The organism is Mycobacterium gordonae, assembly GCF_002101675.1.
In the GTDB taxonomy this organism is placed as follows: Bacteria; Actinomycetota; Actinomycetes; order Mycobacteriales; family Mycobacteriaceae; genus Mycobacterium; species Mycobacterium gordonae.
In genome coordinates this window covers 1-20448 of record NZ_LQOY01000260.1, presented here as the reverse complement: position 1 = coordinate 20448, position 20448 = coordinate 1, and the positions used below count along the sequence as shown (strand labels likewise).

General features: G+C 66.2%; 19 protein-coding genes. 10 read left to right on the top strand and 9 right to left on the bottom strand.

The genetic code is table 11. The features are described 5' to 3' along the window. Nucleotides 1-64 precede the first annotated feature (64 nt). Nucleotides 65-1129, top strand: a complete 1065-nt coding sequence (gene dapE, locus AWC08_RS34475; protein WP_069433541.1) for a succinyl-diaminopimelate desuccinylase — start codon at nt 65-67, stop codon at nt 1127-1129. Here the strand turns inward: dapE and AWC08_RS34470 are convergent. After that, nucleotides 1126-3252, bottom strand: coding sequence for a GTPase domain-containing protein (locus AWC08_RS34470; protein WP_069433542.1), 2127 nt, complete (start codon nt 3250-3252; stop codon nt 1126-1128). The genes dapE and AWC08_RS34470 overlap by 4 nt on opposite strands. Nucleotides 3253-3315: 63 nt before the next feature. On the opposite strand from AWC08_RS34470, the gene AWC08_RS34465 reads away from it, so the two are divergent. Together AWC08_RS34465 and fadD6 are read left to right on the top strand one after the other, a co-directional pair. After that, nucleotides 3316-3873 carry a TIGR00730 family Rossman fold protein gene (locus AWC08_RS34465; RefSeq protein WP_065137248.1) on the top strand — a complete coding sequence of 186 codons (558 nt, stop codon included), beginning with the start codon at nt 3316-3318 and terminating at the stop codon, nt 3871-3873. Nucleotides 3874-3907: 34 nt separating this feature from the next. Next, a complete protein-coding gene (gene fadD6 / locus AWC08_RS34460; RefSeq protein WP_069433532.1) occupies nt 3908-5680 on the top strand; it encodes a long-chain-acyl-CoA synthetase FadD6 in 1773 nt (590 codons plus the stop codon). A 318-nt stretch (nt 5681-5998) separates the two neighbouring features. Here fadD6 and AWC08_RS34455 read toward each other — a convergent pair whose 3' ends face one another. Next, a complete protein-coding gene (locus AWC08_RS34455; protein ID WP_232007846.1) occupies nt 5999-6430 on the bottom strand; it encodes a hypothetical protein in 432 nt (143 codons plus the stop codon). A gap of 320 nt (nt 6431-6750) precedes the next feature. Further along, a complete protein-coding gene (locus AWC08_RS34450) occupies nt 6751-7539 on the bottom strand; it encodes a hypothetical protein (RefSeq protein WP_142283979.1) in 789 nt (262 codons plus the stop codon). 468 nt (nt 7540-8007) lie between these two features. Here AWC08_RS34450 and folP point away from each other — a divergent pair, with 468 nt between their 5' ends. The 5 genes from folP (at nt 8008) to AWC08_RS34425 (ending at nt 11259) form a co-directional block, all read left to right on the top strand. Then, complete coding sequence (gene folP, locus AWC08_RS34445; RefSeq protein ID WP_142283978.1) at nt 8008-8976, top strand: dihydropteroate synthase; 969 nt, start codon at nt 8008-8010, stop codon at nt 8974-8976. After that, a complete protein-coding gene (locus AWC08_RS34440; RefSeq protein ID WP_069433529.1) occupies nt 8973-9920 on the top strand; it encodes a glucosyl-3-phosphoglycerate synthase in 948 nt (315 codons plus the stop codon). The genes folP and AWC08_RS34440 overlap by 4 nt, the downstream gene beginning before the upstream one ends. Nucleotides 9921-9959: 39 nt before the next feature. After that, nucleotides 9960-10325, top strand: a complete 366-nt coding sequence (locus tag AWC08_RS34435) for a DivIVA domain-containing protein (RefSeq protein ID WP_065137254.1) — start codon at nt 9960-9962, stop codon at nt 10323-10325. Then, complete coding sequence (locus tag AWC08_RS34430; RefSeq protein WP_069433528.1) at nt 10322-10915, top strand: DNA-3-methyladenine glycosylase I; 594 nt, start codon at nt 10322-10324, stop codon at nt 10913-10915. Before AWC08_RS34435 ends, AWC08_RS34430 begins: the two co-directional genes overlap by 4 nt. 176 nt (nt 10916-11091) lie before the next feature. After that, nucleotides 11092-11259 (top strand): DUF3117 domain-containing protein, encoded by a 168-nt coding sequence (locus tag AWC08_RS34425; RefSeq protein WP_003406247.1) that lies wholly within the window; start codon nt 11092-11094, stop codon nt 11257-11259. A 25-nt stretch (nt 11260-11284) separates the two neighbouring features. Here the strand turns inward: AWC08_RS34425 and glgA are convergent, their stop codons facing one another. After that, nucleotides 11285-12448 carry a glycogen synthase gene (gene glgA, locus AWC08_RS34420; protein ID WP_069433527.1) on the bottom strand — a complete coding sequence of 388 codons (1164 nt, stop codon included), beginning with the start codon at nt 12446-12448 and terminating at the stop codon, nt 11285-11287. Nucleotides 12449-12674: 226 nt separating this feature from the next. On the opposite strand from glgA, the gene glgC reads away from it, so the two are divergent. Further along, the gene (gene glgC, locus AWC08_RS34415; protein WP_065137257.1) at nt 12675-13889 is read left to right on the top strand and encodes a glucose-1-phosphate adenylyltransferase; all 1215 of its coding nucleotides are present in this window, start codon (nt 12675-12677) and stop codon (nt 13887-13889) included. A 16-nt stretch (nt 13890-13905) separates the two neighbouring features. Here glgC and AWC08_RS34410 read toward each other — a convergent pair whose 3' ends face one another. From AWC08_RS34410 to AWC08_RS34390, 5 genes are all read right to left on the bottom strand, one after another. Next, nucleotides 13906-15588 (bottom strand): CocE/NonD family hydrolase, encoded by a 1683-nt coding sequence (locus AWC08_RS34410; protein ID WP_069433526.1) that lies wholly within the window; start codon nt 15586-15588, stop codon nt 13906-13908. Between the two features lie 105 nt (nt 15589-15693). After that, nucleotides 15694-16368: a methyltransferase family protein gene (locus AWC08_RS34405; protein ID WP_065137259.1), complete on the bottom strand. Its 675-nt coding sequence runs from the start codon at nt 16366-16368 to the stop codon at nt 15694-15696. Next, a complete protein-coding gene (locus tag AWC08_RS34400; protein WP_174900805.1) occupies nt 16365-17993 on the bottom strand; it encodes an ABC transporter permease in 1629 nt (542 codons plus the stop codon). The genes AWC08_RS34405 and AWC08_RS34400 overlap by 4 nt, the downstream gene beginning before the upstream one ends. Continuing rightward, nucleotides 17990-18919 (bottom strand): ABC transporter ATP-binding protein, encoded by a 930-nt coding sequence (locus AWC08_RS34395; RefSeq protein ID WP_065137260.1) that lies wholly within the window; start codon nt 18917-18919, stop codon nt 17990-17992. The genes AWC08_RS34400 and AWC08_RS34395 overlap by 4 nt, the downstream gene beginning before the upstream one ends. Then, nucleotides 18909-19547, bottom strand: coding sequence for a TetR/AcrR family transcriptional regulator (locus tag AWC08_RS34390; protein ID WP_065137261.1), 639 nt, complete (start codon nt 19545-19547; stop codon nt 18909-18911). Before AWC08_RS34390 ends, AWC08_RS34395 begins: the two co-directional genes overlap by 11 nt. 199 nt (nt 19548-19746) lie before the next feature. Between AWC08_RS34390 and AWC08_RS34385 the strand changes: the two genes are divergently transcribed. Next, on the top strand, nt 19747-20448 hold a 702-nt coding region (locus AWC08_RS34385; protein ID WP_142283977.1), incomplete at its 3' end, for a PE family protein.

Sequence of the window (20448 nt, the reverse complement as noted above, 5' to 3'; positions counted from 1 at the left end):
CACAAAAGCCCGCGACACGCCGACGGTGAAGGGGCTTTCGTGTCTGCTCGGCATACTGGGGGACGTGCTGGATTTGCGGGGAGACCCGGTGGAGCTGACCGCGGCGCTGGTCGATATTCCCAGCGAGTCGCGTGACGAGGCCCGCATCGCCGACGAGGTCGAGACGGCCCTTCGTGACCAGACCTCGGGGTTCGAGATCATTCGCAACGGCAACGCGGTGCTGGCGCGCACGGCCCTGGGCAGGTCGTCGCGGGTGCTGCTGGCCGGGCACCTGGACACCGTTCCGGCGGCCGACAATCTGCCCAGCCGGATCGAGAACGGCGAATTACACGGCTGCGGCACCTCCGACATGAAATCGGGCGACGCGGTGTTCCTCCACCTCGCCGCCACGGTGACCGAACCGGCCCACGATTTGACCCTGGTGTTCTACGACTGCGAGGAAATCGAGTCCGCGGCAAACGGTTTGGGTCGCCTGGAGCGCGAGCTGCCGGACTGGTTGACCGCCGACGTCGCGATCCTGGGCGAGCCCACCGGGGGCTTCATCGAGGCCGGTTGCCAGGGCACGCTGCGCGTGGTGGTCAGCGCCACCGGAACACGCGCGCATTCCGCCCGTTCCTGGTTGGGGGACAACGCTATTCACAAGTTAGGCGCCGTGCTGGACCGGCTGGCCGGCTATGCGCCGCGTAGCGTCGACATCGACGGCTGCGTGTACCGGGAGGGCCTGTCAGCGGTGCGCATCGATGGCGGCATTGCGGGCAATGTGATTCCCGATGCCGCCTCGGTCACGGTCAACTTCCGCTTCGCCCCCGACCGCTCACCCGACGCTGCTCTACGGCACGTCCACGAGGTGCTCGACGGGCTGGACGTGTCCATCGAACTGACCGACTCCGCGGCGGGCGCGTTGCCCGGCCTGTCCGCGCCGGCGGCGAGATCGCTGGTTGATGCCGCCGGGGGCCAGGTGCGGGCGAAGTACGGCTGGACGGACGTCTCCCGGTTTGCGGCGCGGGGCATCCCGGCGCTCAATTACGGACCGGGCGACCCCAATCTGGCGCACAAGCGCGACGAGCGGGTCGCGGTCGGTGAGATCACAGCCGCGGTGGACATGCTGCGGAGCTACCTGAGCGGTTAGCCGCTGAACTGCTGGGCCTGCCGCCGAGCGTCCGCGGCGGCGGCGCCCATCCCGGTCGCGGCCAGTTCGTCAGCCACCGCCGTCAGGCCCGCCGCGTCGCCGGCAACCAGCGCTCTGGCGTGCTTGGCGATGAGATCGCCGACAGCACACTTTATTTGGGAGGTGAGGCGGGAAATCGGATCCGCCGCGCGCCGGTCACCCAGTCGCACCGCGTCATGCCAGGCCAGCAGTGCCACCGCCGACTGGCCGGCCCGCTCCGCGGCGCGCGCCGCTTCCCGCGCCGCCGTCACCGCGCCGGTGCCATCCCGGGCGGTCGCCCTGGTCCACGCGCGGGCCAGACCCAGCTCGGGCGCGAACAGGGCCGATTTCGTTCCATGCCGGGATTCCGCGCGCCGCAACGCTTTCGCCGAGCCGGGGATATCGCCTTGGTGCGCGATGGCCGTCGCCAACAACATCAGCGACAACGGGCCCCAGGAGTAGCCGGTGCGTTCCAGTTCGGCGGCTGCGGGCTCCAAAAGCGCTGCGGCAGTCTCGAATTCGCCTTGAATGAGCAGCACGTACGCTGATAGCACCTCGCCGATCGCCCGGCCGGGCTGTTGCAACTCGGCGAAGTCGGTGAACTGCTGGGCCAGCGCCTGTGCCTGCGCCACTTCTGCGGACATCACCAGCGAGGTGATCTGACCAAGCCCCACCGTGAATCGCAACAGCCCGGGATGCTCGGCGGCCGTGGCCTGTCCGGCCAGCCGCTCGACGTCACCGAACCGGCCCATCCGGGCCGAGGACAACGCGGCAGCACTGGCCGCCCAAGACACCGCCATGTCGCTGGCCGTCGAGCCGGACAGCACTTCCATGGCCAAAGTCATTGCGTGCCGTAGGTTTCCGGCATTCATCGCAAACGTGGCACTCAACCCGTCCAGCACGGTGCGCGCCGCCGGGTCGGTGAGCCGGCCGCGGGTGGTCTGCAGAAACGCGGTGGCCTTCTCCGGCTCGCCGAGCATGAAGAACTGGTTAGCGGCCCGCGGCACCGCCCACGCCATCAACTCCGACTCCGATAGCTCGGCCGGATTTACCGCCGCCAGCACCGCGCCGGCCTCGCGGCCGCGGCCCTGCCAACCCAGTGCCTGCCCGAGGGTAAGGCGCGCATCCAGTCCGCCCGATCGTTCCACGGCCGCCCGCGCCAGCCGTTCGGACAGCAGCAGGTCGCCCAGTCGCAGTGCCTGCTGCGCGGCGGCGGCCACCTCGTCGACCGGTTGGGGGACATCGGAGTCCAGAGCCAGGGATGCCAAACGGAGCCTGTCGCTGAGGTGTTCGGCCGGATGCCCGGCCAGCAGCCTGACGAGTTCGGTGCGCCGTCGCCGTGTTCCGTCGTCGCCGAGCGCCGCACGCATGCGCACGGCGAACAGCGGGTGCGCGGTGTAGACCACCGGGCGCTGGTCGTCATGGTTGCGCACCCGAGTCTCCGCCGCCCCCAACTCCTCGGCCTGCCCGACCGCGCCGTCACCGGCCAGGACGTTCAGATCGTCGAGCGTCAACGGCTCCAGGATCGAGAGGAACTCAACCACCGACCGCGCCGGCCCCGGCAACTCGGCCAGGAACTCGTCGACCTCGGCGGCGGTCGTCACCCCGGCGGGCGGCTCGAGGTCAATGCGCTCCAGCAGGCCGTCGGTCCACAACGCCGCAATCGCCGGCGGCGCCGCATCGGCACGCGCGGTGACAATCATCCGGGCCGCCCGGGTGAGCGCCAGTTGGTACACCAGCGTGGCCGACAAGATGTCCAGGTCATGCGCCTCGTCGACGATCAGCAGCAGATCTCCCTGCTCGGCGGCGCGGGTCAGCGAGGTGCGGGCGGCGCGCAACAATGCGGCCGGCTTGCCGACGTCGGCGATGTCGATCAGGTGTCCGAAGGCGCCGAAGGGCACGACACGCTCGGCAGGGGTGCCGATCACCCAGCGAGTTGTCGTCGTCGGGTGTTCGGCGCAGAACTCCTCGGCGGCCAGGCGCGCCACGGTTGACTTGCCGACGCCGTCGGGTCCGAGCACGACGGCGCCACCCTTGTCGGCCAACGCGGCGGTCAGCCGCTGCAGCGCGGCCGTGTGCTGGGGGACATTCCAACGAATCGGCACCATTGCGAGTCTATGGCCCAGGTTCGGTACGCAGCTTGTGCAGGGTTGGTCTACCTTTCGGATATGCCTTCCGCAACCAGCGGCCAGTGGACGGTCGCGGTGTACTGCGCCGCTTCGCCGACGCACCCGGAGTTGCTGGAGCTCGCTGCCTCCCTGGGTGCGGCCATCGCCGAGCGGGGTTGGACGCTGGTGTGGGGCGGCGGCCATGTGTCGGCGATGGGGGCGGTGGCCTCGGCCGCCCGGGCCCACGGCGGTTGGACCGTCGGGGTGATACCGACGATGTTGCTGGAACGCGAACTGGCCGACCATGATTCGGACGAGTTGATCGTCACGGACACGCTGCGCGAGCGCAAGCAGGTGATGGAGGAGCGGGCTGACGCGTTCATCGCGTTGCCGGGCGGCGTCGGCACCCTGGACGAGTTGCTGAGCGCATGGACCGAGGGTTATCTGGGTGTGCACGACAAACCCATCGTGCTGCTGGACCCCTGGGGTCACTACGACGGTGTGCGCGCCTGGGTTTACGGATTGATCGACAGCGGCTACATCTCACAGGCCGCCGTCGACCGGTTGATGGTGGTCGATAAAGTCGGCGATGCGCTTAACGCGTGCGCGCCCGGTTGACGGGCCAAGTGGGTTCAACGAAGCGAGGGATGACGTGTCCGATCAAGGCGCACGCGCACGGATCAAGCTCACTGACATCGCGATGCAGGTGCCCGGCCTGATCGCCGATTCGCCGTCGATCGCGCGGGGCATCGGCGGCCTGTTGGCCCGGCCCAGCTCCAAGACGTCGATCGCCTCGGTCTTCCAGGACCGGGCCGCCCGCTACGCGGACCGGGTTTTCTTGAAGTTCGGCGATCAACAGCTCACCTATCGGGAAGCCAACGCCACCGCCAACCGCTACGCCGCCGTGCTGGCCGCGCGCGGGGTGGGGCCCGGCGACGTGGTGGGTGTCATGCTGCGCAACTCGCCGAACGCGGTGCTGACCATGCTGGCAGTGGTCAAGTGCGGCGCGGTGGCCGGCATGCTCAACTATCACCAGCGCGGCGATGTCTTGGCGCACAGCCTCGGCCTGCTGGATGCCAAGGTACTGATCGCCGAGTCCGACTTGGTAAGCGCCGTCAGCGAATCCGGTGGCGCGGTGGGTGACGTGCTCACCATCGAAGACCTGGCGCGATTCGCCACCACGGCCCCGGCCACCAACCCGTCCTCGTCAACGGCGGTGCGCGCCAAGGACACCGCCTTCTACATCTTCACCTCCGGCACCACCGGCTATCCGAAGGCCAGCGTGATGACCCACTACCGCTGGCTCAAAGCGCTCGGTGCCTTCGGCGGGCTGGGGCTGCGGTTGCGGAGCTCGGACACGCTGTACAGCTGCCTGCCGCTGTATCACAACAATGCGCTGACGGTCGCGGTCTCGTCGGTGATCAACTCGGGCGCGACACTGGCGCTGGGGAAGTCGTTCTCGGCGTCGCGATTCTGGGACGAGGTGATTGAACACCGCGCCACCGCGTTCATCTACATCGGCGAGGTCTGCCGCTACCTGCTCAACCAGCCGGCCAAACCGACCGACCGCAAGCACCAGATCCGCGTCATCGCCGGCAACGGCCTGCGCCCGGACATTTGGGACGACTTCACCGAACGTTTTGGCATCTCCCGGGTTTGCGAGTTCTACGCCGCCAGCGAAGGCACCACCGCGTTCATCAACGTCTTCAATGTGCCTCGCAGCACCGGGATTTCGCCGATGCCGCTCGCGTATGTCGAATACGACCCCGACACCGGTGAACCGGTGCGCGACGAGAACGGACGGGTGCGCCGGGTGCCCGCCGGCGAACCCGGCCTGTTGCTGAGCCCGGTCAACCGGTTGCAGCCGTTCGACGGCTACACCGACAAGTCGGCAACCGAAAAGAAGTTGGTGCGCAACGCCTTTAAAGAGGGCGACTGCTGGTTCAACACGGGCGATGTGATGAGTCCCCAGGGCTTGTTCCACGCCGCCTTCGTCGACCGGCTTGGTGACACCTTCCGCTGGAAGGGCGAGAACGTCGCCACCACCCAGGTCGAGGCCGCCGTGGCGACCGATCCCCATGTCGAAGAGTGCACGGTTTTCGGTGTCGAGGTGCCCGACACCGGCGGGCGGGCCGGCATGGCCGCGATCAAGCTGCGTGAAGGCGCCGAGTTCGACGGGCAATCCCTGGCCCGCGCCGTCTACGACAAGCTGCCCGGTTATGCGCTGCCGCTGTTCGTGCGGCTGGTCGAGTCGCTGGAGCACACCACGACGTTCAAGAGCCGCAAGGTGGAGTTGCGTAAGCAGGCCTATGGCTCGGATGTCGAGGATCCGCTCTACGTATTGGCGGGCCGCAAAGAGGGCTACGTGCCTTTCTACGACGAGTATCCGGCTGAGGTCGCCGCGGGTAAGCGACCGCAGGGCTGATCTGGCTCAGAAGAAATCGTTGACTGCCTGACGGGGTACGCGGCTGGTGCACCAGCTAGTCCGTCGGTGTGACCGACACGCCGCTCAACCCATTAAGCGCGGCGTTGGAACCCGCAAAGCCTTCACACCAATGAAGGTCGAACAAAATGCCTAGCTGCGATCGCTGAGGCGACAGGCGCACGCGAATGAATTCGGAATCGTCCAATCCGTCTTGTCGGCCGAGAAGTTCGGGTTGGAATAGTGTAGTCGGTTGAAATATCGGCGTGAAATCTTAACGCTGATCTATTCTATTCAAGCTCGATGGCTGCAGTGTTCTGCTCACAATTCCCGCGGATCGACGTAACGGCGTGCCTCGTTGACTATGTGCTGACCCTGTTCGCGCCCGCGCGTGGCGGTCGACGGGGAGGTCCGGGACATGTAGCGATGTTCTTCGGGAATGTCGGTGAGGCGCTCCGGGAGATCGTCCTGTGGATCGCCGCCCCACAATATGGCGCCCGGCTCACCCGGCGGTACGAATGAAGGCGCGCCTTCTTCCAGGTCCAGACGGTAGTAATACCGCACAGCCTCGTCTATGTTGGGCCAGGGACTCGGGTCTATGAGCGACTCACTTGTGTCGCGGGCGAGCCCCCAGGTGATCTCCGACGGCGGAGTCGAATACACCAGGAACATGATCGGCCCCTCGGTCCAGGCATGCGAGATGATGTAGGGACCGCTACCTTCTTGGTTTTCATTGTCGATGCGATGCAGCAAGTTTCGCAAAACCTCGGTCGCGAACTCACCCGCTGCGTTGCCGGCATCAGTTGATGGGCACATTGTTGTTGACCCATGGCGGGGTCCAGGTCCATCTCGGCCCCAAGTTTATTACTCCGCTTCCGCCTTCGAGCGGGTACATTGTTATTACCCCTTTTTGCGCCCCGTCGGGCACGTCGGGGCGCCCCCGGTGGTGTCAACCACGACTCTCATAGTCACACTCTCACCGGTGTCGTCACAACTAGTCAACAATCCGAAGCTAGTTGAGCAGTGAGCGCGATTGATCGGAATCTCATAAATTAGTTCTCCATCCTTTTTGCTCAATGGCCGATGTGTGAAATAAGGTCGGTAAACACCTTCGGGTTAGTCACGCCGTGCCGCCAGAAGGCCTTATCCCACCCGAATCCTCTTCCGGCACTTGCGTCGTAGTAGCCGCGGCGGAGAAGAACGTGGTTGCCATCTAAGTCAGTGGCTTCGGCGATCACCTCATTGACCGGGTAAGGCTGCGTGTCCTGGGGTAACGGGCCGCCCGGATGCAGCGGAAATCGGTAATCAACAAGTTGCACGCCGCTGCGTGAGGCGCCCGTCGAGCCGCCGAAGGGCATCCGAAGCGCATCTCGGTCTCGGCTCATCTGAGCCGATACCTGCTGTTCGGCTTCCCACCAGTCTTGGGCGGCGTTCTTTATCTCCCCGGAGAACCGAACGCTGGCTTGCCGATACTTCTGCGCCGTCACTTCGCTCATCCCTGCTGGCTGTGACCAGGACACCGATAAGTCGTCTTTGACGGCGAAACCGAGGCGCTCGGCGTTGTCAATCATCGCCCGCACGTTCGCAAGTTTTGGCATTACCGACTCGGTCATGCCACGAAACGCTCTTTTCGCCATCGCCTCGATCGCGTCGGAGCTGTTCATGATGGTCCTACGATCGGTGTGCGCAGTCTTGACAGCAGCCTCGGCGAAACGTCCCGAGTACGCCTGCCCGCCGGGTTTCTCCATGAGCCGGACATAGTCATCGGCATGGGTCTCCAAATCGGTTACGGTATTTCGCCAAGATTGGATCCACGCCACCACCAAGTCCGGCCGTGCCGCATCGATCTGGCTGCGTGTCACCAAGGCAGCTCCGAAGTCGCACTCGATCACAGAGAGGACGCGGATCCCCGAGGAGGCGGTTTACCGTTCACACCAGCAATTGATGCGGTCAAGTCCACCTCAGCGTCCGCGGAATGAGCACATGCCCGATCGACGTGGTCAGCCACTCGGCCGAAACGCTTGGCCACGGCGGTTCGTATCGCCGGAAGCGTCTCTACGCTCACCGATCTGGCAATCACCATCGTCGGAGTATCACTCGCCGGGTCGGTGGCCACGCCCGGCGGTGCCGTTTCCAGCACCGTCGACATACTGCGTAGCTGCGGGCCGAGCAGCGATAACGATTGCGACTCCAGCTCAAGGATGTGTGGCTGCATTGAAAAGCCTTCTTGTCGTCGCACCCAGCCGGAGCGTCTATTCCCATGGGTTGTGACGGTCTGGCTGATCGTGGTCGAATCACGATTCGGCCGCCTGCACTCATGGCCTGAACAGATGCGAGTCTTTCGGGAACGCGAAGCAGGCCGCTCCCGGCAATGTCAAACCAGCAGGCACTATGGAGGCGTGCGTTCGACGTCTTCGTCAGCCGGCCCACAAACCCTGTGCGGTCGCCCGGTCGCGGGTGATCGCGCCCTGATCATGGCGATCATCAACCGCACGCCGGACTCGTTCTACGACAAGGGCGCGACGTTCGCCGACGACGCAGCTCGCGAGGCGGTGCACCGCGCGGTCGATGAGGGCGCGGACGTCATCGATATCGGCGGGGTCAAGGCGGGCCCCGGCGAAACCGTCGACACCGACACCGAAATCTCGCGGCTGGTGCCGTTCGTCGAATGGCTGCGCGGCGCCTATCCCGACCAGCTGATCAGCGTCGATACCTGGCGCTCTGAGGTAGCCAAGCTGGCGTGCGCGGCCGGCGCCGACATCATCAACGACACCTGGGGCGGCGTGGACGCGCAGCTGCAAGAGGTGGCAGCCGAGTTCGGCGCCGGTCTGGTGTGCGCCCACACCGGGGGAGCGCTACCACGCACCCGGCCCTTCCGCGTGAGCTACGGTACGACTACCCGCGGCGTGGTGGACGACGTGATTCGCCAGGTCACAACCGCCGCAGAGCGGGCCGTAGCGGCCGGAGTAGCCCGCGACCGGATACTGATCGACCCGGCCCATGATTTCGGCAAAAACACCTTCCACGGGCTGCTCCTGTTGCGACACGTGGCCGATCTTGTTAGTACCGGATGGCCGGTGCTCATGGCTTTGAGTAATAAGGACTTCGTCGGGGAGACTCTAGGCGTGGACGTGACCGAACGGCTCGAGGGGACGCTGGCCGCCACGGCGCTGGCCGCGGCCGCCGGAGCCCGCATGTTCCGCGTCCACCAGGTCGCGGCGACCAGAAGGGTGCTGGAAATGGTGGCCTCGATTCAGGGCATCCGGCCGCCCACGCGCACCGTGAGGGGACTTGGATGACAGCATCCGATCTGGTCGCTGCGGATCTCGTCGGTGACCTGGCCGACCGGAGCTGGAACCGGCCGCGCTGGACCGTCAGCGAACTCGTCGCGGCCAAGGCGGGCAGGACGATCTCGGTAGTGCTGCCGGCTCTCAACGAGGAAGAAACCGTCGAATCGGTGATCGACAGCGTCTCGCCGCTGGTTGACGGACTGGTCGACGAACTGATCGTGCTGGATTCGGGGTCCACCGATGACACCGAGATCCGTGCCATCGCCGCCGGTGCCCGAGTGGTGAGTCGCGAGCAGGCGGTGCCGGAGCTACCGGTCCGGCCGGGCAAAGGTGAGGCCCTGTGGCGGTCCCTGGCGGCCACCAGCGGCGACATCGTGGTGTTCATCGACTCCGACCTCATTGACCCGAATCCGATGTTCGTGCCGAACCTCGTCGGCCCGCTGCTGACCGGGGACGGCATTCACCTGGTCAAGGGGTTTTACCGGCGGCCCCTCAAGGTGGGCGATGCCAGCGGCGACGCCGGCTCCACCGGCGGTGGCCGGGTCACCGAACTGGTTGCGCGCCCACTGCTGGCGGCGCTGCGTCCCGAGTTGGGCTGGGTGTTGCAGCCCTTGGGCGGGGAGTACGCGGCCACCCGGGAGCTGCTCATGTCGCTGCCGTTCGCGCCGGGCTACGGCGTGGAAATCGGCCTGCTGGTCGACACCTTCGACCGGCTCGGTTTGGACGCCATCGCCCAGGTCAACCTGGGTGTGCGAGCTCACCGGAACCGGCCGCTGGAGGAATTGGGCGCGATGAGCCGGCAGGTGATCGCAACCTTGCTGTCGCGCTGCGGCATTCCCGATTCGGGAGTCGGGTTGACCCAGTTCTTTCCCGCCGGTGACGGTTACACCCAGCACACCTTGCCGGTGTCGTTGACCGACCGGCCCCCGATGAGCGTGCTGCGGCCGCGCTGATCGACGGCTTGTCGGTGCCGTAGGGCAAGATCGACTCTCGTGGCATTGGTGTTGCTTTACCTGGTGGTTCTGACTCTCGTCGCGGTCGTTTTGTTCGGTGTGGCCAGCCTGTTGTTCGGTCGCGGTGAGCAATTGCCGCCGCTGCCGAGGGCGACGACGGCCACGGTGCTGCCTGCGTACGGCGTTACGGCCGCGGACGTCGAGGCCGTCAAATTCACCCAAGTACTGCGGGGATATAAGACCAGCGAAGTCGACTGGGTGCTGGAGCGCCTGGGGCGCGAGCTGGACTTGCTGCGCGGCCAGATAGCTGCGCTGCAGGGCTCGAGCACGGAGGCGCAGCCCGACGCTGACGCCGAGGTATCCGACGTGGATGCTGTCGCGGTAGACCGCTCCGGGCCCACATGAGTGACGACGGCCTGGTTCGCTGCGGGTGGGCGGTCGTTCGCCCCGGACCCGACGCCGACCTCTACCGCAACTATCACGATGACGAATGGGGTCACCCGCTCAAAGACGGCACGGCGTTATTCGAGCGGATGAGCCTGGAGGCTTTTCAGAGCGGTCTGTCGTGGTTGATCATTTTGCGCAAGCGGGAGAATTTCCGCCGCGCGTTCCACGGGTTCGACGTCGAGAAGGTCGCCCGCTTCACTGACGATGACGTCGAGCGCCTGCTGGCCGACAACGGGATCGTGCGTAACCGGGCCAAGATTGAAGCAACGGTTGCCAACGCGCGCGCGGCTGTCGACCTGGGGTCACCGCAAGACCTCTCTGATCTGCTGTGGTCCTTCGCGCCCCCACCCCGTCCCCGGTTTGCTGAGCTGTCCGATATCCCTTCGACTAGCCCGGAATCCACGGCGATGGCCCGCGAGCTGAAGCGCCGTGGTTTCCGCTTCGTCGGACCGACGACCGCTTACGCGCTGATGCAGGCGACGGGCATGGTTGACGATCACATCAGCGCTTGCTGGGTCCAGGCGAACGGTTCTAAGCGGGTTCAGTGAAGCATCAGGTTGGCCTCACAAGCGGGTCTTTGTCACCTGGTCTCCCGGATAGGGAACAATAGAGGGGTGATTTGGCAGTTCAATGTCGGGTATGGCTGGAAATCCACTGGCGGGGCATGCTCGGCGCCGACCAGGTCCGCGGGTGCGGGCCAGCTCGAATCTGGAGGGAGCACTCGATGGCGGCGATGAAGCCCCGGACCGGTGACGGTCCACTTGAAGCAACCAAAGAGGGGCGCGGCATCGTGATGCGGGTACCACTTGAAGGTGGCGGTCGCCTGGTAGTCGAGTTGACGCCGGACGAGGCTGCCGCGTTGGGTGACGAACTGAAGGGCGTCACCAGCTAACCTGCGGACGGGTCATCCGTCTGCGTCAGGCACACACCTTCCGGTAGATGTCCAGCGTCTGCTCGGCGATGTGTGCCCACGAGAATTCCTCGATACAACGTTGCCGTCCCGCGTGGCCGTACTGCTGGGCCCTCGCGGGGTCAGCGACCAGCGCGTTGACGGCCTCGGCCAGCCGTGCCTCGAAGGCTTCGGAGTAGTCGGCGTCGTAATGCACCAATGACCCGGTGACGCCGTCGGCGACCACCTCCGGGATGCCCCCGACGTCGGAGGCGACCACCGCCGTCCCGCACGCCATTGCCTCCAGGTTCACGATGCCCAACGGTTCGTACACTGACGGGCACACGAAAACTGTTGCTGAGGTGAGTATTTCGCGCAACTTCGTCTTGTGCAGCATGTCGCGTATCCAGAACACCCCGGTGCGGCTGTGCTCCAGTCTGGCGACCGCCGAGCGCACTTCCTCGGCGATCTCGGGGGTGTCGGGCGCGCCTGCGCACAGCACCAACTGGATGTCCGGGCTGAACTGGTGGGCGGCCGCGACCAGGTGCGGAACGCCCTTCTGCCGGGTGATACGCCCGACGAACGCGACGATGGGGCGGTTCGGGTCCACGCCGTGTTCCGCCAGCACCGAACCGGTGTGGACGGGGCCGGCCGGGTGCCAAAATTCGGTGTCGATTCCGTTGCGGATCACGTGCACCGCATTCGGATCCATCGTGGGGTAGACGCGCAGGATGTCGTCGCGCATGCCGGAGCTGACGGCGATCACCGCGTCGGCGGCCAGTGCGGCGGTCTGCTCGACCCAGGACGACACGTGATAGCCGCCGCCGAGTTGCTCGGCCTTCCACGGTCGCATCGGCTCCAGCGAATGTGCGGTCAACACATGCGGAACGTCGTAGAGCATCTTGGCCAGGTGGCCGGCCATGCCGGTGTACCAGGTGTGCGAATGCACGACGGTGGCCGCATTGGCGGCATTGGCCATCACCAGGTCGGCCGACAGGGTGGCCAGCGCGGCATTGGCGCCGCGCAGGCGGGGGTCGGGCTGGTGGGCGACGGCGCCCGGGCGGTCGGCACCCATGCAGTGCACGTCGACAGCGCAGAGCCTGCGCAATTGGGATACCAGTTCGGTGACGTGTACGCCGGCTCCGCCGTAGACCTCCGGAGGGTATTCCCGAGTCATCATCGCCACCCGCATACCCGAACGTTAGTTCGGCGACGATGCAGCCCGCCGGGCGGGCTGTTGAGGAGCTGGACGGGAGGGGCGGGGCCGGCGACGACGCAGCCCGCCGGGCGGGCTGGTGAGGAGCTGGACAGGAGGGGCCCGAACTGCAACAATTTGCTTAAATAGCCGCTCGTCTAGTGACTGGACAATCGGGGACCTACCGGTGGCAGCGCTCGGTGGCTGCCGATAGGTTTGAGCCATGAGGGAAGCGCCGCACGTGCTCGGCATCGTGCTGGCCGGTGGTGAGGGCAAACGGCTTTATCCCTTGACCGCCGACCGTGCCAAGCCCGCGGTTCCCTTCGGCGGGGCCTACCGGCTGATCGACTTCGTGCTATCCAACCTGGTGAACGCCCGCTATCTGCGGATTTGCGTGCTTACGCAGTACAAATCGCACTCGCTGGACCGCCATATATCCCAGAACTGGCGTCTATCAGGTTTGGCCGGCGAGTACATCACCCCGGTTCCGGCCCAGCAGCGCCTCGGCCCCCGCTGGTACACCGGTTCAGCCGACGCCATCTACCAGTCGCTCAACCTGATCCACGACGAAGATCCCGACTACATAGTGGTTTTCGGCGCCGATCACGTCTACCGCATGGATCCCGAGCAAATGGTGCGGTTCCACATCGACAGCGGAGCCGGTGCCACGGTGGCCGGTATCCGAGTGCCGCGGACCGACGCGAGCGCCTTCGGCTGCATCGACGCCGACGAGTCGGGCCGGATCCGGGAATTCGTCGAAAAGCCGTTGGACCCGCCGGGCACCCCCGACGATCCCTCCAGCACGTTCGTCTCGATGGGCAACTACATCTTCACCACCAAGGTGCTCATCGATGCGATTCGCGCCGACGCCGACGATGACCACTCCGACCATGACATGGGCGGGGACATCATTCCGAGACTCGTCGAGGACGGGTTGGCCGCCGTCTACGACTTCAAGGACAACGAGGTGCCCGGCGCCACGGACCGGGACCGAGGTTATTGGCGCGATGTGGGAACGCTGGACGCGTTCTACGACGCGCATATGGATCTGGTGTCAGTGCACCCGGTCTTCAACCTGTACAACAAGCGCTGGCCGATCCGGGGAGAGTCGGAGAACCTGGCGCCGGCGAAGTTCGTTAACGGCGGCTCGGCCCAGGAATCTGTGGTGGGTGCCGGCAGCATCATCTCGGCGGCGTCGGTGCGCAATTCGGTGCTGTCATCGAACGTCGTCGTGGATGACGGCGCGATCGTGGAGGGCAGCGTGATCATGCCCGGCGCGCGCGTCGGCCGCGGCGCGGTGGTGCGCCACGCGATCCTGGACAAGAACGTGGTCGTGGGGCCCGGCGAGATGGTCGGGGTCGACCTGGAGAAGGACCGCGAGCGGTTCGCGATCAGCGCCGGCGGAGTGGTGGCGGTAGGCAAGGGCGTCTGGATCTAAAGGGTCGCCGCACCGCCTAGGGAACCTCGGGGATCAGCAGATGCGCGTCGTAGCGGGGGCCCCAGCGCAATGTCACCAAACCGCGCGGCGGGTCAGGGTAGGCGGCCGGGAACTGGCCGGTGAGCGGGTTTCGCGCGGACAACCACCGCCCGCCCACCACGAAGCGCAACTGTTCGCCGGCACGGAACAACGTGGCCGACGGACCCAGCGCCACATCCAGGGCCAGCACCTCGCCGGAACGTACCGGCTGCGGCCGGTCACATGCCGGGACCGGCTCCCAGGGTTTGGAAAGTTCGGCGTCCAATGCACGCAACGACACCCGCTGCCAGCCGGTGGTGACCCGGTCTCGGCCGTAACCGTAAGAACCCTCGAAGCCGACGAAGTGCCCGTCTCGCCATTTCTCCACCCCGACAAAGATATTGGCGTCGTCGAAGCCGTCCAGTTGAACCCACAGCCGCGCGGCCATGGGTCCGGTCAACTCGATGTCCTCCGGTACGGTCCAGCTGAAAGCCGCTGCGCGGGAATGTGTTTCGAATGTGATGCTGCCGGCGGTGGTCGGCGCCTCGGTCGCCAGAACTCCGGCTCCTGCCAGATGCAGACGCCGCCACCGGGTCCGGGCCAGCGGCCACTCGCTCTCCTCGCGGACCGAGGCCACGGTATCGCGGTCTTCACGAACTTCGAGCCGCACACTGCGGGACGCGGCCAGCCCCCCGCCGAGCGCGTCGCGGAAGAACTGCAGTTGTTCGTCCAGCGCATCCGGGGAGTAGAACCGCTCCCATTTGCCGCCGCGGTGGGTGTACAGCCGCTTCGCAGCGGATCCGGCCTCGGTGAACGCCCGGACCGAGCCGCGGCTGTGCAGGTTGTTGTCCGAGAAGCTGCCACAGACCAGCATCGGCACGGTGATCGCCGACAGATCGGGCGCCACGGACCGCCAGGTGTCGTCACGCAGCGGATGTTCGTCCTGCATCTGTTGCAGGGTGTAGGTCTGGCGGGTCCGGCTCACCATCCGTGACCACAACCTGGTGAAGCCGAACTCCCGAATACCGCCGGGGAAGGTCAGGTCGCGATAAGCGTCGGTGAAGCCTTCCCACGGGCAGATTGCCGACAGAGCCGGCGGCCGGAGCGCCGCGACCGCGTACTGGCTGATTGCCAGGTAGGACACCCCGAGCATGACGACGTGTCCGTCGCTCCACGGCTGTTCGGCCGCCCACTGCACCAGGTCGTAGGTGTCCTCGGCCTCCTGACGGGACAACAGCTTTCCGGTGCCGTCGGAGTGTCCGCATCCGCGTGAGTCGGCATTGACGACGGTGAAGCCCTGAGCGGTCCACCACGCCGGGTCGGGGGCTTCCCACCCGGTCAGCGCCGAGAACGTCAGCGGTGCAGGTTGGCGCAGAGCGCGGAATTGAGGCGAGAATGTCCAGCGGTTGCGCCGCCGGCGGGGCAGGTTGTCCTTGCCGTACGGGTGGATGCTGAGAATGACAGGCCGTGCCCCGGACTCGCCCTGGCGGAAGATGTTGACGCGCAGCACCGTTCCGTCGCGGGTGGGAACTTCGACGTCGCGGTCGATGACGAGGTCCGGTGGTGGGTCGGTGACGGTGACCGGCGGCCGGGCGATACCGCGGACCCGCTCCAGCGCGTACCGGCCGACGCCGGGACGCCGCCAGGGCCGGTCCAGGGCAGGTGCTGGGTCTCGCGCCACGCCGTTACCTTAGACACGGGTCGCCTCCTTGCGCGAGCAGACGCAAAATCCCACTGGAACGTATGCTCCAAGGGGATTTTGTGTCTGCTCGGCGAAGGCCGCCAGCTACCAGACGTGCGGGACCAGGCGGTAGCGCACCCGCTGGGCGTATTCGGGATACCCCGCCAGTTCGGCTCGGAGCAATTCCTCCTCATCGAGGATCCGCAGCACCAGCGCCACGACGCCTGCCATGACGATCGGCAGTCCCCAGTACGAACCGAGCGCCAAAGGCGTACCCAGCATCATGATTAGCGACCCGCTGTACATCGGGTGGCGGACCACGCCGTACAGGCCGTCGGAGGTGAGCGTCTGCCCCTCTTCGACCGTGATATTAGCTGCGGCATAGTTGTTTTGGACGACGACAAACAAGGCCGAAGCCAGGCCGACTGCGACCATCACGTCGCCGAGGACCGACACCCACGGCGGGACCGACGACCATCCCATCCGATGGTCGAACGCGCTGAACGCCATGACCCCCATACTCATCAGAAACAAGACTGTGATGAGCACCTTTTGCAGGGGCCGGCCCTCCGCGCGCGGGCCGGCCTGCATGCGCCGCCGCAGCGCTGCCGGGTTGTTGACGGCCAACCAGAGGCTGGAGGTAATGGTCAAGCCCATCGTGATCGCGACGAACACCCATCCCTGCCAGTAGTGCCACGTCCCCGCCGGAACGAACACCAGCACGCCGTACACCACCGCGCCGTACAGCAGCGAGGAGATGAGTTTCAATACCGTCTTCATGACCGTAGGTCTCGCCGGCGAAAGGCTATGGCGCCCAGTCCAATCAGCACCGCGTCGACGGCCAGCAACCAGAGCAGCGGCACCGCGGTGAAATCGTGGCCGACTCGCGGTGTGTGCGCGAACGGCTCCAGGTCGAGCAGCCACTGCGGTGATCCCGACAGCGAGCCGAGCAGGTACAGCGCGACGAACCCGACCAGCACACCCCACGCGATCGGCGTGAATCGCGGTGTGACACCGAACAAGACGATCGTCACCCCGGACAGCAGCCACACGGCGGGCAGTTGTACCGCCGCGGTGCCCACGACGATGGGCAGCTTGCCGGCTACATCACCGGCGGCCATGCCGTAGGCCAGCCCGCCGGCCAACCCGGAAAGCAGGATCGCGAACGTCGACCCGCCCAACGCCATCAGCAGATGACTCGCCAGCAGGCGGGAGCGCGAAACCGACCCGGCCAGTAGGGTTTCGGCGCGCTGACTAGCCTCCTCCTGATGCACGCGCAGCGATAACGAGACCGCGAACGCGGCCGCGATCATGCTCAGCATGCCGAATCCCACGGTGATGAAGGCCTGCTCCAGCGCACTGGTGCCGCCAAGTCGCGCCAGGATGTCCCGTCCGGCCGCGCCGCCCATTTCGTCGCCGATGCCGTGCGTGACACTGCCGATCAGCAGCCCGTAGAGCACCAGCCCCACCGTCCATACCGTCAGTGCGCCGCGATCAAGGCGCCACGCCAAGCCGAAAACGCCCCCAAGTGCTGCCGACGCGGTAGCGCGTCCGGTGCGCTCGGCGAACAGTCCGGCACCGACGTCGCGGCCTGCCAACAGCCGGTACGCCACCACGGTGAGGGCCACGGTCGTCGCCACGTGCAGGAGCAACACCCACCAGCGATCACCGGCGAACGGGCGGACCTGCAGCGACCACCCCAGCGGCGAGAACCATGACAACGCACCGGAACCCGCATCGCCGACCGCGCGCAGGCTGAACGCCACGCCGAGCACGGCGAAGGCTGACCCACGCGCAACTCGGGCGCTGGGTGACACCTGTGCGGCGACCGCGGCCACCGCGGTGAACACCAGGCCGGACCCGGCCAGCGCCGCACAGAACGCCAGCGAACCGCCCAGGGGGACATCGGTGGTGAGCAGGCCGGCCGCACCGATCAGCCCGGTGACCACCGAGGCCCCGAACGACAGCAGCAGCGCCGCCGTGAGGCTGGCATAGCGGCCTACCGCGGTCGAATCGATCAATTCCGCGCGGCCGGTTTCCTCGTCGGCCCGAGTGTGCCGAATGACGGTGAGAATGACCGCCACGGCAATCAGCGTATGAAACATCCCGGCTTTCCAGATGCCCACGGCGCCCAGGCTGTTGTTGTAGATCTGACCGTAGAGCGCGCGCTGAGCGGGGCTGGCCATGATGGTGGCCGCGAATCCGGCCCGCTCGGCGTCGGTGGAATAGATCTTCTCGATGCTGCCGATGTACACGCTGCCTAGCGGGACTGACAGCAGCAGCACCCACAGCGGTAGCGAGACCCGGTCGCGGCGCAGGTACAGTCGTAGCAGCCCCAGCGTCCCGGTGAAAATCGAATTGCCTTGCGGCGCAACGGCCGGCCGGTCCAGCAGCGCAGTGCTCATCGCGCCGCCACCTCCTTAGCGTCCCGTGCGCCGTCGGTGCTGTAGTGACGCATGAACAGCTCCTCGAGCGAGGGCGGCTGGCTGACCAGGCTGCGCACCCCGGCATCGCCGAGTGCCCGGATCAGTTCTCCGAGGCTGTCGCTGTCGACCTGAGCCCGTAGCGTGTTGCCTTCGAAGCTGACGTCGGCGACGCCCTTGATTCGGGTGAGATCGCCGGGGTCGCCGATTAATTCGGCCTTGATCGAGGTCCGGCTGAGGTGGCGCATGGATTCCAGTGAGCCGCTCTCGACGGTCCTGCCCGCCTGGATGATGGTCACGCGTTCGCACAGCGCTTCCGTCTCGGCCAGGATGTGACTGGACAGCAGTACTGTCACGCCGCGGTTCCGGGCTTCGGTGACGCATTGCTGAAAAACGTTCTCCATCAGCGGGTCCAGTCCGCTGGTCGGCTCATCGAGCAGTAGCAGCCTGGCCCGTGACGAAAACGCCGAGATCAGCGAAACCTTCTGGCGGTTGCCTTTGGAGTAGGTGCGCACCTTCTTGGTCGGGTCGAACTCGAAGCGCTCCGTCAGCTCGGCCCGCAACCGTGCGTCGACTCCGCCGCGCATCCGGGCCAGCAGGTCGATCGTCTCCCCACCGGTCAGTGACGGCCACAATGTGACATCGCCCGGCACGTAAGCGATTTGGCGATGGAGGGCGACGGCGTCGCTCCACGGGTCGCCGCCCAGCAGCCGCGCGCTACCGCCATCGGACTTGACTACCCCGAGAAGTATGCGGATGGTGGTCGACTTGCCGGCGCCGTTGGGTCCGAGGAAACCGTGGACCTCTCCTTCGTGCACGGTGAGGTCGAGACCGTCGAGCGCCCGGACATTGCCGAAGTTCTTGGTGAGACCGCGAACATCGATGGGCGCTTGGGAATTACTTGTCATGTGACCCTCCTTGGTTCTCTTCGGCGAGAAACGCGTCGTACATGGTGCGATCGGTCAGCAGGCCCTGGGAATAGATCTCCAGAGCGGGCAGCACCATGTCACGGGCATAGTCGCGCAGCACCGCGCGCAAATCGGTTGGCGTCTCGTGCATTTGCAGATAGAGCAGGAACCCGCCGCCGTTGGTGATGCCCAGATATTTGGCCCTGGCCTTCGGGTCGCGACTCGGCTTGACAGTGCCGGCCTGCACGCCTTCCTGCAGGTACGCCTCGGCGTTGTCAATCATGCGCTGCCACAACATTTTCGCCAGTTCACCGCCGGACACCATGCTGCGGACCAGGTATGCCATCAGTGGCGCATAGGACTCGACCTCGGCCATCTGACTCAGCCAGGTGGCCGGGTCGTTGGACCGCATCGCCGCGGACTTGCCGGTGCGGATTTCCTCGGCGACGAATTCGTCGCAGGCCTTCCGCAGGCCGTCCTTGGACCCGAAATGGTGGATGACCAACGCTGCGCTCACCCCGGCCGCTTCGGCGATGCTGCGCAGGCCCACCCCGAATCCGTGCTCACCGAATTGCTCGATGGCCGCATCGCGTATCCGGGCCACCGCAGTCAGGTCGGCTGAACGCATGTTCAGTACACTAAACGCGCGTTCAGCCTATCGTCAAGGGGGCTCGCATCGCCCTGTTTTGCAGGCAAGGCGGCGGTTGCCACGGGATCGCAGCCGGTGCGGCTTCCGGCGACACGCGAAGTCGCCGATTCCACCACTTTTTGCTGCGTCGAGTGCCAAGATGTCGAGCGGGCTGAATTACGCATCGAGGAGTAGCGAAATGTCATTTGTGGTCGCGGCACTGGACATGATCGAAACGGCGGCGGCAGACGCAGGACAGATCGGATCGGCCGTCGGTGCCGGCAACCTGGCCGCGGCGATCCCGACGACTCAGCTGGCCGCCGCGGCGGCCGACGAAGTGTCCGTCGCGATCGCGTCACTGTTCGGGACCCACGCCACCGACTACCGGGCGGCCGCGGCGCAGGCGGCCGTCTACCACCAGGAATTCGTCAAGAACCTCGGCGCCGCGGCGGCCTCCTACGGCGGCGCCGAAGCGGCGATTCTCGCGCAATTGGAGGCCACCCTGCTCGGCGGCGGTTTCGCGGCCGCTCCGGTGGAAGCGCTGAACGAATTTACTTCCGGCGCGTTTCAGGCCCTTGTGTACAAGCCGGTTCACCAGGCCGGGCAGGCATGGATTGCCAGCCCCTTCGGCCAGGCGGTCGACCCGATCGTCAACGCGCCCACCCAGGCGTTGTTCGGCCGCGACCTGATCGGCAACGGTGCCGCGGGAACAGCGGCTCAGCCTAACGGCGGGGCCGGCGGCTTCCTGCTCGGCGACGGCGGTGCCGGCTATTCCCCGACCGGAGGTGTGCTGCCCCTGACCGGCGGAATCGGCGGGAATGCCGGGTTGATCGGCACCGGCGGCATCGGCGGTACCGGATGGGCCGGTGGTGCGGGCGGCGCCGGTGGGGTGGGCGGGTTG

Coding starts and splice junctions, on each gene's coding strand:
- AWC08_RS34465 (WP_065137248.1), top strand. CDS start 3,316: ATGCCTTCCGCAACCAGCGGCCAGTGGACGGTCGCGGTGTACTGCGCC.
- folP (WP_142283978.1), top strand. CDS start 8,008: ATGCGAGTCTTTCGGGAACGCGAAGCAGGCCGCTCCCGGCAATGTCAA.
- AWC08_RS34440 (WP_069433529.1), top strand. CDS start 8,973: ATGACAGCATCCGATCTGGTCGCTGCGGATCTCGTCGGTGACCTGGCC.
- AWC08_RS34430 (WP_069433528.1), top strand. CDS start 10,322: ATGAGTGACGACGGCCTGGTTCGCTGCGGGTGGGCGGTCGTTCGCCCC.
- AWC08_RS34425 (WP_003406247.1), top strand. CDS start 11,092: ATGGCGGCGATGAAGCCCCGGACCGGTGACGGTCCACTTGAAGCAACC.
- glgA (WP_069433527.1), bottom strand. CDS start 12,448: ATGCGGGTGGCGATGATGACTCGGGAATACCCTCCGGAGGTCTACGGC.
- glgC (WP_065137257.1), top strand. CDS start 12,675: ATGAGGGAAGCGCCGCACGTGCTCGGCATCGTGCTGGCCGGTGGTGAG.
- AWC08_RS34405 (WP_065137259.1), bottom strand. CDS start 16,368: ATGAAGACGGTATTGAAACTCATCTCCTCGCTGCTGTACGGCGCGGTG.
- AWC08_RS34400 (WP_174900805.1), bottom strand. CDS start 17,993: ATGAGCACTGCGCTGCTGGACCGGCCGGCCGTTGCGCCGCAAGGCAAT.
- AWC08_RS34395 (WP_065137260.1), bottom strand. CDS start 18,919: ATGACAAGTAATTCCCAAGCGCCCATCGATGTTCGCGGTCTCACCAAG.
- AWC08_RS34390 (WP_065137261.1), bottom strand. CDS start 19,547: ATGCGTTCAGCCGACCTGACTGCGGTGGCCCGGATACGCGATGCGGCC.